General features: G+C 41.8%; 16 protein-coding genes. 2 read left to right on the top strand and 14 right to left on the bottom strand.

The genetic code is table 11. The features are described from left to right. Positions 1-29: 29 nt before the first annotated feature. The 6 genes from AB4Z50_RS22295 to AB4Z50_RS22320 all read right to left on the bottom strand — a co-directional run bounded on the left by AB4Z50_RS22295 (position 30) and on the right by AB4Z50_RS22320 (position 8,837). A complete protein-coding gene (locus tag AB4Z50_RS22295; protein ID WP_441882310.1) occupies positions 30-965 on the bottom strand; it encodes a tyrosine-type recombinase/integrase in 936 nt (311 codons plus the stop codon). A 165-nt stretch (positions 966-1,130) separates the two neighbouring features. Further along, the gene (locus AB4Z50_RS22300) at positions 1,131-2,345 is read right to left on the bottom strand and encodes a Ger(x)C family spore germination protein (RefSeq protein WP_441882313.1); all 1,215 of its coding nucleotides are present in this window, start codon (positions 2,343-2,345) and stop codon (positions 1,131-1,133) included. Beyond that, positions 2,345-3,439, bottom strand: a complete 1,095-nt coding sequence (locus AB4Z50_RS22305; protein WP_441882316.1) for a spore germination protein — start codon at positions 3,437-3,439, stop codon at positions 2,345-2,347. The genes AB4Z50_RS22300 and AB4Z50_RS22305 overlap by 1 nt, the downstream gene beginning before the upstream one ends. A 19-nt stretch (positions 3,440-3,458) precedes the next feature. Then, positions 3,459-4,943 carry a spore germination protein gene (locus AB4Z50_RS22310; protein ID WP_441882542.1) on the bottom strand — a complete coding sequence of 495 codons (1,485 nt, stop codon included), beginning with the start codon at positions 4,941-4,943 and terminating at the stop codon, positions 3,459-3,461. 242 nt (positions 4,944-5,185) lie between these two features. After that, a complete protein-coding gene (locus tag AB4Z50_RS22315; RefSeq protein WP_441882319.1) occupies positions 5,186-7,129 on the bottom strand; it encodes an ATP-dependent DNA helicase in 1,944 nt (647 codons plus the stop codon). 139 nt (positions 7,130-7,268) lie between these two features. Next, positions 7,269-8,837, bottom strand: a complete 1,569-nt coding sequence (locus AB4Z50_RS22320; RefSeq protein WP_441882322.1) for a glycosyltransferase — start codon at positions 8,835-8,837, stop codon at positions 7,269-7,271. 107 nt (positions 8,838-8,944) lie between these two features. Here AB4Z50_RS22320 and AB4Z50_RS22325 point away from each other — a divergent pair, with 107 nt between their 5' ends. Both AB4Z50_RS22325 and AB4Z50_RS22330 read left to right on the top strand, forming a co-directional pair. Beyond that, the gene (locus AB4Z50_RS22325; protein ID WP_441882325.1) at positions 8,945-9,298 is read left to right on the top strand and encodes a DUF5658 family protein; all 354 of its coding nucleotides are present in this window, start codon (positions 8,945-8,947) and stop codon (positions 9,296-9,298) included. A 95-nt stretch (positions 9,299-9,393) separates the two neighbouring features. Continuing rightward, on the top strand, positions 9,394-10,617 hold the full coding sequence (locus AB4Z50_RS22330; RefSeq protein WP_441882328.1) for a voltage-gated chloride channel family protein: 1,224 nt from the start codon (positions 9,394-9,396) through the stop codon (positions 10,615-10,617). Between the two features lie 51 nt (positions 10,618-10,668). Here the strand turns inward: AB4Z50_RS22330 and AB4Z50_RS22335 are convergent, their stop codons facing one another. The 8 genes from AB4Z50_RS22335 to AB4Z50_RS22370 all read right to left on the bottom strand — a co-directional run bounded on the left by AB4Z50_RS22335 (position 10,669) and on the right by AB4Z50_RS22370 (position 17,226). Further along, the gene (locus tag AB4Z50_RS22335) at positions 10,669-11,511 is read right to left on the bottom strand and encodes an undecaprenyl-diphosphate phosphatase (RefSeq protein WP_430058959.1); all 843 of its coding nucleotides are present in this window, start codon (positions 11,509-11,511) and stop codon (positions 10,669-10,671) included. Positions 11,512-11,712: 201 nt separating this feature from the next. Beyond that, the gene (locus AB4Z50_RS22340) at positions 11,713-12,588 is read right to left on the bottom strand and encodes a radical SAM/SPASM domain-containing protein (protein WP_441882331.1); all 876 of its coding nucleotides are present in this window, start codon (positions 12,586-12,588) and stop codon (positions 11,713-11,715) included. A gap of 131 nt (positions 12,589-12,719) precedes the next feature. After that, complete coding sequence (locus AB4Z50_RS22345) at positions 12,720-13,397, bottom strand: DUF4166 domain-containing protein (RefSeq protein WP_441882334.1); 678 nt, start codon at positions 13,395-13,397, stop codon at positions 12,720-12,722. A 25-nt stretch (positions 13,398-13,422) separates the two neighbouring features. Further along, entirely contained in the window at positions 13,423-14,328 is a 906-nt protein-coding gene (locus tag AB4Z50_RS22350) for a DoxX-like family protein (protein ID WP_441882337.1), read from the bottom strand. Then, the gene (locus AB4Z50_RS22355; RefSeq protein ID WP_441882340.1) at positions 14,329-14,769 is read right to left on the bottom strand and encodes a thiol-disulfide oxidoreductase DCC family protein; all 441 of its coding nucleotides are present in this window, start codon (positions 14,767-14,769) and stop codon (positions 14,329-14,331) included. 135 nt (positions 14,770-14,904) lie between these two features. Further along, on the bottom strand, positions 14,905-15,543 hold the full coding sequence (locus AB4Z50_RS22360; RefSeq protein ID WP_076265877.1) for a response regulator transcription factor: 639 nt from the start codon (positions 15,541-15,543) through the stop codon (positions 14,905-14,907). 21 nt (positions 15,544-15,564) lie between these two features. After that, positions 15,565-16,881 carry an ATP-binding protein gene (locus AB4Z50_RS22365; RefSeq protein ID WP_441882343.1) on the bottom strand — a complete coding sequence of 439 codons (1,317 nt, stop codon included), beginning with the start codon at positions 16,879-16,881 and terminating at the stop codon, positions 15,565-15,567. A gap of 129 nt (positions 16,882-17,010) precedes the next feature. Continuing rightward, positions 17,011-17,226: a cold-inducible protein YdjO-related protein gene (locus tag AB4Z50_RS22370; protein ID WP_076265875.1), complete on the bottom strand. Its 216-nt coding sequence runs from the start codon at positions 17,224-17,226 to the stop codon at positions 17,011-17,013. Between the last annotated feature and the right edge of the window lies 1 nt (position 17,227).

A 17,227-nucleotide genomic window follows, 5' to 3' on the forward strand; every position in this document is an offset into this window, starting at 1 on the left:
AATTTCGATATTTGTTTACATAATTATTATTATGTATCCTTATTCTGAAATTTCATTGGGATTTTGCTGGAAATGTTGTTCATCGCATTTCGAAGCTGTTTATTATCAATATGCGTGTAAATTTGTGTTGTTTCAATACTCGCGTGCCCAAGCAGCTCTTGCAAGGTGCGTATGTCTGTACCGCTGCGAATTTGCATCGTTGCAAATGAATGCCGTAGCTTATGGCTCGATAGCCTTTTATCCGCAAGTGCAGGCATCGTCTCCTTTAGCAGCTTGATCGTTTCATCAGCGACGGTCTGTATCATTCGTATAGATAATCTTCGTCCAAACTGCGATACAAAAAACGGCTGCTCCTYACCCTGCCTGGATTCCTTGCGCTCAGCAAGCGCCTCATTCAATACATGCTGCAGTGCATCCGGCAAAGGGATAACTCGCCATTTACGCCCTTTCCCGAGAATATGAATCGATCCATCCTGCCTAAAATCCTGTACATTCATCCGGTGTACCTCACCGACGCGAAGACCGGCATAGGACATTAATAAAACAATTGCGACATTGCGAATATAATATTTCCCCTGTATGGCTTGCAGAAGCGCTTCGAGTTCATTTTCTTCCAAGTAAACCGGAATACGATTTTTCTCCTGCTTGGACTTTGCGATAAGTGCAGCAGGATTGCCTTCCAAATGCTCCATCTCGTTCAACGCTTTAAAAAATGAACGCAAAGAAGAAAGCTTGCGATTGCGCGCCTCATCCCCTGCCCCCTTCTCACGGCAAAGGGCCATGTAGCGCATAATATCCATTTTCGTAATATGTTTTGTTTCTGTTGGATGTACCGTCTGTAGAAAAAAACGAACATCATTTATGTAGGCTTGATGTGTGGATTTTGTCATCCCTTTATTTTTCATCCAAATCGAAAATAAGTCCATTTCCAAGCCGTAGCTATCCGTCACCTCATGTTGTCCCATTCGCAAGCAAATCCTCCATAAAAAACCTATTTTCACACTCTATTTAAGTGACCATTACTCTATTATGATAGCTTAAAAGTTGATATAAAAGCAAACTGCGTGAAATATGTATTTCACGCAGTTTTTTATCCGCAGAAATGATGATTTTTTCGATAAAAATAGCGATCAATGCTTCCGTTTTGCTCCTGTATCCGTAATAGCTAGTTTAATGCTATACGTAATCGGAATGCGACTGAATTCTTCATCCCAATCCTCTTTAACCTTTTGCCATACTTTTGGATGCGATATGCTTAGTTTAGTACCGAAACCCATGATGTCTGTTTTATATTCCTTTTGAATTTTATGTAAGGCTCTATTCACGAGTCGGCCTACTTCCTTCTCTGATGAATGTACAGCTTTGGTTACAAATTTATGATCCAGAGGCTCGTTGTCAATTAACCACTCTTCAATTAGTCGACCATCCGATTCTATATTTACGTGAAAACTAATTTTTCCATTCTTGACCTGTGAAATTATTTTACTTTTAAGCGTTTTGATCTCATAGGCAATGACCTGCTTCGTTTCAGGATCATAGCTTTTTACTAAACCGCCTTTGCCTTCGCCAGTCAACCACATTATGCCTAACAATTCTTCCTCCGATAACAGCCCTTTGAATTTTTGGGTTTTCCCCTTAATAACGGCAGCACCTGAAAATTCAATCTCACCTTCAGCAGCTACGATATTTTGAAGTAAATAGCTGGACTTTGCATGCATTTTACCCTCTACTGCAATAAGCGACATCGGAGGTATGATCTTCAATGTACGATAACGATTACCGATCATTTCAATTACACGGAACGAAGGTATAATGTTAGTACCTTTTGATTCAAATACATCTCTAGCCATTCCGCTGCTCATGACAATTAAGCTATTCGGTCGAATATTATTATCCCTCAACATAAAGCTAAGGAGATTATTCATGCTGTATTTTCGAGATAACATTTCATTTATAACGATCACCTTCAAATGATGACCGATGACAGGACGCTCCATTCGAGCTGAAAATCCTCTCACCATTTCAAAAAGCGAATCTCCTGTCTCCGAAACATTTATATAAGGTTTAGCCGCTACAACGCCTGAAGATTCACTGTCTTTCCCCTCTGATTGTTTATCTATAATTTGCAGCGTGTAGGTGATCAGATCCTTTTTCCGATTAGAGGTACTCAGCTTATCCATTTTTTTCTCAATTTCCGTTTTGCTGGCAACATCAAGCGCTATTCCGACATATAGCCCAAGATCCTCAATCTCATCCTTGCTCCAACAACCCGTTTGGACAAGCAGCGTTAGCGTGCATAGGCATGCTAGTAAAAATCGTCCCCGACTGTTGCTGTGGATCATCATCATTTTACACTCCTTTTTTTCCACTTCGTTATACCAAACAATATGATGGTCATAGAGACAAACAAATAAAGAGCGGTATTGCCTAGCAAGCTGCCGTATACAAACAGAGCGCTCGTATTTTTGGGAAGCGTGGAAACTAGAAATACAATGGGCAGTAAGAAATATAAGCATTTCATCATTTTTGCTTTGAATACTTGTGACAATCCCAAGGCTGCAGCATAATACGTAATGACAAAAGAAGAATAGATTTGCATAATCCAAATGACAAGGAAAAACGATTCAAACCTTTCAAATATTAGTCCAGAAAGCTCAAAGCTGCGTACAAGATCGAGTGTTGGCCACGTCCGCGTAATGACAACATCTATCGATAGCCCGCCTACTACAATAATTACGGTCAGCAAATAAATAAAGAACGGAATCGCTGTGCCATAGACGACTGCTTTTACCGATTTTTTCGGATTATCCATAAATGCAGTTAAAATCAATATAATTTCTACGCCTAGAAAGGACAGTGAGGTTGTTTGGACTCCCCTGAGAGGAGGCATGATTCCTTGCCCTAATACAGGCCGCAAATGATCGATTTCGAATATCCGTAAAGACATTAACATGACTAATACATAAATAACGATAGTTATCGGCAAAATGACCTCAAATAACCTCGCAATGGGATTAATGCCGCTGGTCATCAAATAGAAGCTAACCCAAATAAAAACCATGACAATGACCCATGGAGGCGTTCCTTCCAGCAGGAAAAATTCCGTAACCTCAGATAAAACACGCACCTGATAAGCAGCTGTCATGAAAAAATAAATAACAAACGCGATGCCAATTATGCCTCCTATCCATTTTCCGAGAAGCTTCTGAGTAAACTGGTATACCGTTTGATTGATATGTAATTTTGCCAATGCAGCCATAAACACGCCTACTAATAAGGCAACCGTTCCCCCGATCAGTACCGATATCCATACATCTGGTGTCCCTACTTTTTCAACAGAAGCTCTAGGCAACGTAAGAATTCCTGAACCCAGCATAAAGTTTGAAATGATCACAGCGGTTTGAACGGTTGTAATACGATCATTGGACATCTTTTTCATATAATGCCTTCTTCCAAATTCAATTCTTCATGCGTGTATTGTCTTTCGGCTTCAGCATTTCAGGTCGTTTTTTCATCATAAATATCGGCATGCGAACAATAAAATCTTTCCAATCTTTAACGCGATAAGGAACTGCCGGGCTCGCATAGGGCACGCCAAAGCTCTTAAGTTTGACGATATGTGCGCATAACATTAAGGAAAACAAAATTACGCCATACATACCGAATGCAGCAGCGCAGAACATAGCAGCAAAACGCAGCATTCTAAGCGCTATCCCAGCATTGTATTGTGGTATTGCAAACGACGATATCGCAGTAACCGCAACGACAATAACCAAAATCGGACTTACAATACCAGCTCGAACAGCCGCTTCACCAATAATCAAACCTCCTACGATTCCCATGGCCGGCCCAATTGGTTTAGGCAGTCGAAGCCCCGCCTCTCGCAATATTTCAATCGCTACCTCCATAATGAGCGCTTCAACAAGAGATGAAAAAGGCACACCTTCCCTAGCACCAACGATAGAAATAGCCAATTTAGTTGGTATTAGGCCTGGATGAAACGATATGAAAGAGATGTACATCGCTGGTGTCAATAACGCGATCAAAGCAGCAAGAAAACGCAGCATTCTGAGCAATGTGCCAACCATCCAACGCTCATAATAATCCTCCGGTGATTGCAGAAGCATGCTAAATGTAACAGGTGCAATCAACGCAAAAGGGGTACCGTCGAGCAGAATAGCAACCCTGCCTTCCATCAATGCGCCAATGACCCGATCGGGCCTTTCCGTACTCTGCACCTGTGGAAATGGACTCAAAAAATTATCCTCAATCAGCTGCTCAACGTATCCTGATTCGGGTAAATTATCAATATCGATCTTGCTTACCCTGCTCCTGACCTTTTCAACTAATTCAGGATCAGCAATATCTTTAATATAAGCAATGATGAGCTGCTTCTTAGCACGTGTGCCAACATGCATGCTCATGAATGATAGGCTGGCATTTTCACCATGTCTTCTTAGAATCGCAGTATTGTCGGATAAGTTCTCATTAAAGCCTGCTCTCGGCCCTCTAACTAATGCCTCAGAGATTGGTTCCTCAATATTTCGGGATTTGCTCCTTGCAGTGCCAATGATAATAATTTCATCAATTCCATCAACGAGCACTGCTGTTGCACCCATTAACACTTTTGGCAGCATTTCTTCTAAAGAATGGACTTCACTTAATTGACTAACAGTTAATATCTGATTGGTTATAAACGATTTTGAGACGGTTTTGCCTTCTCCTTGAACAGACATTAACGCTCTCAAAATATGCTGATCAATCAAATCACAATCTGCTAATCCATTTACAAAAACGATAGCAGCGCTTATACCCGTATCCCCAATAGAGCACTCACGTACCAAAACATCGGAATGAAACTCCATTTGTTCATGAATGGCTTTCAGCCGCACTTGAATATTTCCGCTCATCGGATTATTCATCATCAGCTTGGCGAGACCGATTAAAAATAGATGAGATAAGAAGAGGAATCACGAGGGTGACAACAGCTTGTACGCATACCGTCCAATTAGGAATGTTTATCTGATCGTGTAAAGCCATAGCACATACACTCCTTGTTGTTTTTTGTCGAATTATTCCTATTTTTGCCGTAATGGGTAGGTTATAAACTTATGTTCGTTCAAAGTGCAGGAATAAAAAAAAGAGAAGGGTTTCCCCTTCTCCTTATTTGAACCTTATTCTCTTTTTAGGAATAACTTAATGCTACACCTTTCGGAAGCACACCTTCCACTTGTTCACGCACATAGCTATCATTCATTTTTTGGCCAAAAATAACGATTTTCCCGCTGTCTTCACGTGTTCTAATCAAACGTCCAATGCCCTGACGTAATCGAAGCAGCATATACGGCATATCCACTTGTTCGAATGGTAATTCCGAGTCATTCCGTCTCGCTGCGAATAATGGATCATTTGGAGGAAACGGAAGTTCCCACACAATAACCTGGGAAAGAGATGGACCAGGAATATCTAAACCTTCCCATAATGTCACTGCACATAAAATGCTGGCTTCATCCTGTTGAAACTGTTCGATCAAATAGCTAATTTCGCTTGTGCCCTCATAAAAGAAAGTATAAGCCGCACAATCCGCATGCTTGTCCGATTCTGCCTTAAATTGCTCTAGCTGCTCCATCGATGGGAACAAAATAAGCGATCTTCCGCCTGATTGCTTAAGCAAGCGATACGTTTCATTTACCTTATCGTTAAGCGCCGTAAACTGTTCAGCTTTTGGAATCTCCACAGTCATTTGCTGCTCATAGTCATATGGTGATGGAACCGAGAACGATAATGAGCTATCCATTCCCAATATGTCCATCATATATTCAAATGAGCCGTTAACCGAGAGCGTTGCTGAGGAAAATACGATTGGCATTTTACGAGAGAAAACTTGCTCCTTCAACACTTCCTTCACCACTTTTGGCATGATGACGAGTGACGTTCCTTCTTTATCCTGCGAAACCCAGCTAATTGGCTTGTCCGCTTGCTTGAATAAGGAAAGCGCAAATTGAATCATTTCCAAATGCTCTTCAACGATTTTTAGCTGATACGTATCGATTGTGTATAAGCCGCTTTCGAATACGAGCTCTTCTTCTATAACCGATAGCGTATCCTGCAAACGATTAATTTCACGAATAAGCTCCGCACTCCAAATGATTTCCTTGCGATCCGAAGCAGGAACCTTCTGGCTGTGCTTATTCAACATTTTAAATAAGAATTCACTTTGGGCAATCGCATCCTCAACAGCTACAGCAAGAGTTTCACGAATCTCTTCTTGCAGCAGTCTTATGACGATTCCTTCAAAAACAGCATGATTCAGCTTGTAAGTCAGCGCTTGCTGTGCGGCTGTTTCAAGCAGATGGCCCTCATCAAATACTACAGAGCTGTACTCTGGCAGCAATGGAAGCTGGCCTTCACGTTTTCTTGCGTCATATGTCCATATATGCTCCATATAGAAATCATGCGAGCAAATAATGACATCTGCAGATTTGCGATAATGGTCGCGTGAGAGTGTTTGACCACAGCGATGTCTAACGTCACACACTAAGCAGTCCTGAAATACATCCCAGCCCAGCTCGTTCCACTGCTCATCATTTAAGCTTGGGTAGTCCTTGCGATTTCCATATGGATGGAAGCTTTGCATAGAATCCTGCTTATGGACGAAGCTTGGAAGTTCACGATATATATTGTCATATAGCTCCGCGTTATCTTGTCCAGCTCTCGCATTATCCAGCTTTTTCAAGCAAATATATTGATCTGCTGATTTGCCTAATCTAGCATCAATCGTTAGATCCAAATATTTTCCAAGCTTTGCAATATCGCCTTCAGGCTTTACAAGCTGCTCAATTAAGGATTCATCGGCACAAGCAATAATTGCTGGTTTTCTTGTGTACCGAGCATAGGTGATCGCATACAACAAGTAAACGAATGTTTTACCTGTTCCAACTCCAGCTTCAGCAAATATCGTTTGTTTATCTGCAAAAGCACGTTCCAATTGAAAAGCCATATAGATTTGTTCATCTCTAATTTCAAAACCAGCTTCAGGCAGCTTCTCATAAAAAACATCAGCGATCCAATCGCTAGCCTGTTGTATAAAAGGTTGTTTCGGGTCAAACTCAAATGGATATTTATTCAAGGTTGCTTGCCTCCATATAGTAGGCACAACCGGCTGTATGCGGACACACAGCCGGTTGTGAAATCTCCTGCACTAATCGTACACTCAAATATATCACTAGAGTGTATGCTTAGTCAAAGGTTATGATTTATTTGCTTTATTACTCTATCCATTTCACCAGATTCGGCTTCTCATCCAAAATGGATTCATATTGCTCCTTCCAGCCATAAATCGCATCAGGATCAAGCTTCTTGTACCGGTCATATTTATGCAAACGATCCTGCTCCCGCGCCCAGCCGAAATGTTTTACTCGCAGGTTTGACGTCTTATTAGCAAGTGAATAAATGTTTTCAGGAAATCTCCCGCAGTGCTGAGGGGTTTGCTTCCACACATAAGAAAATCCCTCTACATATTTCAATAAAAATGGGCGGTACACGCTATGGGCATTCCAGTATACATCCTCGCGATAATGATCTTCCGACCAAAAATCAAATAATCGAAACAAATAAGTGAACGTTCCCGTATCGTTTAGCAGCACTGGCAGCTCTTCCTTAAATTTTTGCTCAAAATATTCATCCGCATCCATATTCAGAATCCACTGCGGCCGAATGCGAATCGTTTCTTCCCATTGCTGCGTTCTTAGCTTTACTTCATTATGAAATTGCGAGCTTTCGTTTTTAATATAGGTCAACGGAATGCCGGCAAGGCATTCATGAACGATTTCCCCGGTATGATCCGTGCTTCCATCGTCAATAATGACCGCATGATCTATATATTCCTTATGATGCTCAAGCACTTCCTTTAAAAAGCGCTCTCCCTCATTTTTTACGATCATAGATAACGTAAGCTTAGGACCTGCTGTGGGCACAATGATCGTAGGTCCTTGTGCTGGCAACATATTCGAATTTGTATATGCTTTGTCCTGCGTGGATTCCATAAACAATATAGCGCGCTCAATATCCGATTCTCGGTAGATATGAAAGGCTGGGTATCTGGTGTCCACATACAAATCGATGCCAAGAGCAACTGCTCGAATGCAGAAATGACGATCTTCGCCCCAAAATGATACATTCGAGATCGTCCGAAATGATATCGGCTTCTCCAGTGCTGAGCGAGTGATATACGTGCATGCACCAAGGCCGCCAACCTGATAAACACCAGGTACTCTAAGCTTCATTAGAAACATGACAGCCGCTTCCGCACCGTCACCGGCTTTTACTGTTCCATCTGACTGAAACGGCCAATACGTATCCTTCAGCCAAACCTGCGGCATTTCCATCGTATTAGGCTGCCACTGTGTCCAGAAAATAGTGGAAATGATCTCTTTTTCGGAAGAAATCAAAGATTCAATTGCTTCCGGGTGAATCAGCAAATCCGAATCAATGAGGAATAGTCCATCATATTGCTGCTCTCTCGCTGTTTGGATCATATGATCCTTCCAGCTTGCGATTTTATCAATTAAATCATTGCTCCAGTAATGAGTAAACTCATCCCTGGCATATGGTGTTATCGAATCGCCTTTTATTAAGATGGTTTCACTTTCATTGTTCTCTTTTTGCTTCGATATAAAATCGCTCAGCAATTGCGAGGACTCCTCGTTATCATTGTCGTCAATAAAGAAATAATCTACTTTAAAAGAGCTTGCTTCGATTCGCGCAAGCGAGGCTAAAAAGTGACGCAATATGGTCGGTCTTTGGCGAATGGGACTTCCAATCAATATTCGCTTCAACGTTAGGCCTCCTTTATTCCACAGAAATTCCTTAGGAATGATAATCCATATGAGGCATATGCATCTATTATGCAAAACCCAGATCATTTTTTCAGAATGGAGGCTTAATGGCCATTACTGCTCTCAAAGAATGGGACTTAAAACCGCTGCTGTTCGGATTGCTGTTTCTTTGCTTTGCCGACGCTTTATTTACAGATATAGGCTTGAGGCTATCATTAATCGAGGAGCTCAATCCACTCGTACAAAAACTTTATGACTGGAATATCGTTAGCTACTATGGGATGAAGCTGCTGCTCCCGCTGCTGCTAATCCTCATTTATTATCGAATGAAAAATCGGTATTGGATCAACCCATGTATTCTTATTACGGTATTGATCTACTTTCTCGTCAATATTTATCACTTGGTTTGGATTTCTTACGGTGTCTATGACGGCTGGTTTTCACTTGATTCGCTGATATGAATTTCTTTACCTCTTCTAGGAGTGTTGTATAATAGCTAATAGAAACAATACAACATATTCCTTCTCTCAGGGAGCCAACGAAGGAGTTCACATGCATGATTGATGTAAGGCATTTCGCACCGCTCACACTTGCCAAATATATGTTGAAATGGCTGTTCATTGCTGGAGTGATCGGCATCCTATCTGGTTCTGCTTCCGCATTATTTCTAGCCAGTCTTGAATTCGTAACCGAAACGCGTATACAACATTTGTGGTTATTGTGGCTTTTGCCATTCGGCGGTGCCTTCGTAAGTTATCTTTATCTCAAGTTTGGGAAAGAAGCAGGTAGAGGAAATAATCTAATCATAGAGCAAATACATACCGGTAATGGCTTCATCCCATTAAGAATGGCACCACTTGTTCTAATTGGAACTTTAATCACCCATTTATTTGGTGGATCTGCTGGTCGTGAAGGTACTGCAGTACAAATGGGTGGCAGCTTAGCGGAATGGTTTGGCAAGCTAATTAAAAGCGGCCCGCTTGATCGCAAAATCATTTTGATGTGCGGCATTAGCAGCGGCTTTGGTGCTGTCTTTGGCACACCTTTAGCTGGAACAATTTTTGGACTAGAAGTACTTGCAATCGGCGTCATCAGTTATGAAGCGCTGCTCCCCTGCTTTATCGCGAGTTATGTTGGCCATTTGGTTGCTACCGCGTGGGGAGTTCAACATATCTCCTATTCAATGGGCGATGTCCCTCCGCTCGATTGGCTGCTCATTGTCAAAGTTTTCATTGCATCTGTGCTTTTTGGTCTAGCCGCATTATTATTCACTCAGCTGGTACGAGGATTCAAACGTTTATTTAGTAAATGGTTTAAAAGTCCTGTTCTCAAAAGTTTTTTGGGCGGACTATTCATTATTGCTCTCGTCTATACGATCGGAACACGTGATTATTTGGGACTAGGCATCCCGCTCCTAGAGCAGTCCTTTCAAGAGGCGGTTTCTCCGTTTGTTTTTTTATTGAAAACACTATTTACTGCTATAACGCTTGGGACAGGCTTTCAAGGCGGGGAGGTAACTCCACTCTTTGTCATCGGTGCAACGCTAGGAAGCGCACTTGCAGGTTTGCTCCATGTCTCCGTCCCCCTGCTCGCTGCCATTGGTTTCATATCCGTATTCAGCGGCGCTGCCAAGACGCCAATCGCTTGCTTCATCATGGGCATTGAATTATTTGGGGCTGAAGGTGCAATTTATATGTTTATCGGCTGCGTAATCGCATTTATATGTTCAGGTCGAATCGGCATCTATGAAGCTCAAAAACCAATTGAGTTACGCCCATAAATCGAAAAAAAGCCTGCTCCTTATCATAAGGGAGCAGGCTTTTTCTATTGGTTAAAAATAAACGATATAGATTACAGCAGCAAGCACGATGCGGTATATTGCAAATGGTACAAGCTTGATTTTGTTAATAAGCTTCAAGAAGAAACGAATCGAAAGAAGTGCAAAAACGAATGCGCTTATGAAACCTGCGATAAAAAACGGCAATGACTCTAACGTGAAGTATTCCCAGTTTTTCGCCAAGGACAACAAGCTCGCACCAGCCATGATCGGCACAGCCATGATGAAAGTGAAATCAGCAGCAGCGCGGTGACTCATGCCTAGCAGCACCCCTCCGGAAATAGTGGAACCGGAACGGGAGAAGCCTGGCCAGAGGGATAAACATTGGATAAGCCCAACGGAGAAGGCTTGCTTATAAGTGATCTGGTCAACTGACTCGATCTTAGGTTTCTTAGGCCCAAAACGATCGGCAATAATCATAAGTATAGCTCCGATAACTAGACCAATTAGCACTGTACGTATCGAGAATAAATGCTCATCAATGTAATCGTCAAACAATAGACCAAGTACACCAGCTGGGATGAGACCAACGATAACATGTGTTAGCTTTAGCTTTTTCTTCGGTTGAGAAGAAGCTTGTGCAGCGTCCTTGCTGCCTCTGTTCAAGCCCAGCAAGTCAATAAAACGATTTCGGAAAATAATGACTACTGCTAAAATGGAGCCGAGCTGAATAACAATTTTGAATGTGTTCGCAACGTACTTCGTCAAGTACTGTTCCGTTTGAAGCCACATATCGTCAACAATGACCATATGTCCTGTCGAGGATACAGGTGCAAATTCCGTTAATCCTTCAACAATACCTAAAATAATCGCTTTTAAAATCGTAATAAAATCCATGTGTAGTTGAATCTCCTAACTCTCTGATTGATAGAAAGACGACAAAGAACAGCACGGAATAAATCATAACACAAAACGACCCCACTCAACAATTCCAACGCAATACCTATAATTCACATAACTTATTTCATTAATAATCGTTACTATAGTTATTTTGTCATTACAAATTGCCTTGTTGACCTACTAGCATAATCCTAGTAATCACCCAAAACGTTGGCGATAGCCGCATTTCCTGCACAGCTCCTCGACAGCTTCCCGTCTTGAGAAACCATCATAGAGATTAGTTGATCGCTCATTCTCAATAATTTCCGAGAAATGAGTATCATGAATGTTTCCTAAATTAATGACGCCCTCTCCGTCCAAGCAGCAAGGGATGACTGTTCCGTCGATGAGAATGCCAGCTTGATTCCTTAAGGCATGGCAGAAGCCTTTCCCATTATACTCCGGCTCTTTTAAATCCGGCCATTTGAACTCAGGATCTTGGTTTAGGTAAATGCGCTCCGCTATTTTGACACCTGAGCCGGGTATGAATTTTTCTTCAATTTTATAATCGAGATTAAATGCCTTCTCAATCATGCCCAGGAGCTCTCGGTTTTTGTTTTTCTGCTGATTCGTTTCATTGTCCATATCTAAGTTCCATAGCCGAAACGAAATAATAATATTGCTGCTTGCGACCGCTTCTTTTACGAAGGCTAAGATTTCAGCAAGGTAACCTTCTTTATTCGTAGAACCGGCATGACCGTCAAAGCTGTGCAGCGAGAAGTTGATTTGACGCAAGGCTGGCTTGTTCAGTAGCTTTTCCTTGTTTTTCGTAATAAGTGTGCCATTGGACGTAATATTTACTTTGAAGCCCTTCTCATGGCTAATATCAAGAAGCTCGTCCATTTTAGGATGCAGCATTGGCTCGCCTTTTACATGAAAATAAATATAATCCGTATGCGGCTTGATCTGATCCAGTGTTTTTTTGAAATCCTCCACTTTAATGAAACCTTTCGCTCGCAATGTGGGCGGACAGAAGCTGCATGATAAGTTGCAAATACTTGTCGTCTCTATATAAAACTTTTTAAATTTTTTCATTAGTCTAGTACTCCGTTTCCCATGGATCCAGCTGCATTTACCTCGTTAGCTTGGACCTGCTTATCGTGTCAGCTTCTATTATACAACGCCAAACACGAAAGTGACAAAAAGGAATAAACAGCAGTAGCCGTTTATTCCCTCTTTTCTTCACGCAATGGCCGAATTCCAATCGGAATCGCCTCATGCCCGCTATTCACGAATGAAGCTTGGAAAGAGCCTTCATAACGGAAAATTTGCCCAAGGATAGGGTTCCGAACGTCCACTGATATTTTGTAGCAGCGCTCCTCATCGTCATACCACTCATTCACTTCTGCTCTGCCAGTAAACAAACGAGGAAATCGAAATTGAAGCCACCCTTCATAGAAACGCTGCTCACCCGAAATGATTCGAATTCCACCCTTTGTGGAAACCGCAACATCCAAATCGACTGCTAAATGCTGCTTATTTCCTAAATAATCAACGATAATCTCTCTTTCTCCGCTATACACCATCGTTGCGTCAAAATGGCGGATCGTCCTTGGAAACTTGAATTTGCGAATCMACGTGACGGTTTCACGTCCGAATGCATCTACATATGCATAATTTTCTATTGAAAATGGAATGTTTACGCCGCCTTGGGGAAACATGATGTGGCGGAGCGTTCCAATAAACAATGGCAGTGCAGCAAGTTTGTTGTACCATATAAGCTGCATGACTCCATGTCCGATGGACGCGGTACGATCTTGACTGCAAAAGCCAAAACGCTTCTGTATGCGAGGATGGAGCTTTTGAAAATCAGCTCCTAACGCTTGTTCATATATAGAACGCATCGTGATTTCCCCTTTTCTAATCTGTTTATTTAAATTGTCTTTTACAGCGGCTCGCTTGCGGCAAGTGACGTCTGCTTAAATAGGCTGTTAAGCCTAAACCAATCATTGGCATCGTAAGCGTAATTGGATTAAAAGGCGACTTCAGCAATTCTGAATAGAATAGAAGAGCTGGCATTGTCAATGAAATAAGTGCCAATACGTGAATAATATAAATCCATTTTCTCCTATGGAAACAAGCGATTAGCACACCAAGTCCCATTTCTCCAATACCGATCAATTGAACCATTTGCAGCTCCATTCCTTTAAACCAACCCACCTGCCTCATCATTGTCAACTCTCCCGTTTCTGGGAACAAGAGCTTAGGCACAAGGCCTTCATAACACCAGAGCAGAACGATGAAGCAGACGCTCAAATAATGAAGCAAAGCTCTCTCTGCAACAACAGAAGGAGGAATACGTTCCTCAAGCCATATTCGCAATCGATCGAAGCTCCAAGCGGTAGCCCAGCCAAATAGGGGTCGGAATAAAAAGCGATCCAAAATTCGTCCTGCAATACCGAAACGAGTCTGATAATTAAATAATGTTATAAAGGACTGTTTGTCTCCAAGATCCTTGTACTTCCAATAACCGCCTCCGATTCGTATAAGCGAGATTGGCTGCTCTGAAGCAAAAGTTAACGTTGATACTCTTTCATTTCCATCTTTGAAAATTGTGCTGCTCGTTTCTCCTGTGCCTCTAATGTTTAGACCAAAGCCAATTCTCGCTTCATACTGGAATTTCTGGATGTCGGATTCACTGTTTTTTGGAAAATATTGAATTTTCGAGAATCGGAGATCCCATTGCTCATGCAGCTGTGGGATTTGAGTATGCGCCCACAGCTCATCCTGTGTTGCACGAATTTCAAGCTCGACGTAAATCGGTTTTCTATTCACTCATGCTCCTCCTATTCCATCGTCCAAAAATCTCTCTAATAACTCTGGTGTCGGGATGATGCACATTTCATGTTTCTCAAACCAACGATAGCGATTTCGCGCAATAAAATGATATACATAGTTTCTCCAAGCAAGCGGTACGAAGCGAAACCAATACAACAACTTCCACCAGCCGTCAAGCTTGCGAAATACTCGAAGCGCCGCTTCGGATTTGGTATAGTACTGATTCGACTGCACTATTACAAACGTATCAAGATCATCTATAGGCAAATTTCCATCCTTAAGCAACTGCTGGCCAACAGGCGACTGAAGCGCAGCAAATCGAAAATATTTCTTTTTATCTCTCTTCACGACAAAGTGAGTAATTTTATTACATAACATGCATTTTCCATCAATGAGCAGCACAGCAGCTTCGTCGTTGTGTGAGGTTATTGCTTCCATGTTAAATCGCTCCCTCTCTCGTTTTATTTTAACCGTAAGCTGTATAGTAACGGCAGTTCCATCTTTCATAGAACGACAAACAAAGGGGTACTACGTTATGTAGTACCCCTTTGCCTTCTAGCTATGTAAAATAGGTTATTCCTTCTCATCCCGCTGGAAAATCCCTCTTCGCTTCACTTTTTCCACAGCTTCTTTGCTGCTGCGCACGCCAAGCTTCTTGAGCATTTTATTGACCTGATTTTTGAGCGTGCTCTCTGCCTTGTAGAGCTTCTTCTCAATTTGCGATTGCGTGTAGCCGGCTTCAATAAGCTCGAATACTTCACGTTCTGCGCCTGTTAATTCCTTAAGCTGCTCCTCGCGCTTTAGCCGAGTCAGCTCGTTAAGTAAAGCCTCCATAGGAGCAGAATGATGATATGCGTTACGAATCGTTTGCGGTAGCTCTTGGAAGCGTGTCTTCTCCAAATACTGTACAGCACCGGCTGTAAAGGCCTGAGTCATCGTCTGCTCATCATTTAATGACGTTAACATGATAATCTTAGCGGGAGAATGCTCATGCATAAGAATTGCTGTATGAATGCCGTCAAGCCTGCTGCCTTCCAGCTGAATATCCATTAGTACAACATCAAACGTAAGCGTTTGTGCAAGATTTATCGCATCGGTAGAATTAGTTGCCGTTCCTACAACAAGCAAATCAGACTCTTTATTCAAAAAAGTAGTGAGCGCTTTAATCCAATCCGTGTCATCCTCAACGATAAACACTTTGATATGACTCAAGGTTGCTCCCTCCTTCTCTACTCATTTTAAAATCTTTTTTCGCGGCCATATTAAGGCTGCACGTGTTCCTACACCTTCTTGGCTGGTCAGAATGACCTTTGCACCGCTCTTTTGCATAACATTATAAACATAAGATAAGCCGAGTCCGAAATTCCGTCCACTTTTCCCACTGCTATAGAAGGGATCAAACACCTGGCTTAACTTCTCCTCCGGGATGCCCATGCCACTATCCTGCACAGAAAGCTCCGCCCCATTCTTATACGCTGCAAGCCTCACTTCAATAGCTCCCCCATTTGGCATTGCATCACTTGCATTCATGAGCAGGTTACCAAATGCCTCGCTTATATGAATGGGATCACATTGGATGACAGGACGCAACTCATACTTCGCGGTTAACGAAATTCCTTTATTTTGCATCAGACCCTCATGCTGAAAAAGAACTTTTTCGATGAGCTGATCGAGCTGAACCGGCTGCTCTTTCAAGGTAATGTCCTTTATTTGACTATGAATACGGCTGATCATCTCAAGCATATGATTGGATGCATTCGTTATGATCTGCATATGCTGCATAGATTGCTCRTTCGATTCAGGTAGCAGATTTCTTAAATTTTCCGTACTGATGGCTATTTTTCCAATTTCATTTTTTATCGTATGATTAAGCATCGTAGTTCCAGTGCTAACTGCTCGCATCGTACTTTCCATTGGATCATGCTCAAAGCGGAGTTTAACACCAAGAACACCATACATGAAGGTACTTAACAGCGCGACCGACAACGAATAAATCATAAAGACTGAAATATAATTAAAAAATTCAAAATCCGGCGTAATCACCTTTGCCACATATATGAAGATTAGAACAGCAAGCAGTGTTGGAACCATTATGATTGTGGTGATAAAGCGGCTTCGCTTTATCCTTGCATCACGCTCTTTCCAAAAGGATGCGACTAATAAATAACAGGAAATTATATAATAAGGTGCGCTCCATAGCAGCAAAAGGTTAAAAAACCATTGCACATCAGAAGAAATCATAACAAATAAAGCCATCAAAAAAATCGGAATGGAAAGATAAAATTTCAGTTTTTTTCTCATTCGGTTATGGTCTAGAACAGACGCATAAAGTAGGCAGAATACGAAAACAGCATAAGGCGTGAATGTATAATTAAGAAATTGCAGTAGATCAGTTATCATGAATAACCCATGGTCTATTAAAACTTCTGAGAGTCCGCCAATTGAAGCGCTGAACAAAAATAAAGCAGCCCAGCGATTCGATTCGCTCCTGCGATTATTTAAGATGACAATTACGGCTGCCGTAAATAATGCGACAAAATAAAACAGCATATAGGGTACCATCCTGTCATTGTTTGTATGTCTATCCTACCATATTTTTAGTCGAACGATTCCACTGTGCAATAAAAAAATCCCGATCCAGCTCTTATGAGAGGATTGGGATTTTTTTGAATAAACATTTTAGTAGTCCGATTTCGGCTTACGTGGCTGAGGTTTCGGCTTATTCTGAACGGCTGGCAAATGCCTCATGCTTCTGAGCATTGGTCCTTTGCAGATCGGACAGGTTTGCTCCGTTGCAGCAAACTCATCTCTAACCCATGCCTTGCAGTCCGGATTTTTACATTTGAAAATTTTGGTCGCCTTTAATTTCGGTTTTTCTTCTTCGCTAGTTGCCACG

Origin of the sequence: Paenibacillus sp. 2TAB26 (genome assembly GCF_052115145.1) — a bacterium.
In the GTDB taxonomy this organism is placed as follows: Bacteria; Bacillota; Bacilli; order Paenibacillales; family Paenibacillaceae; genus Pristimantibacillus.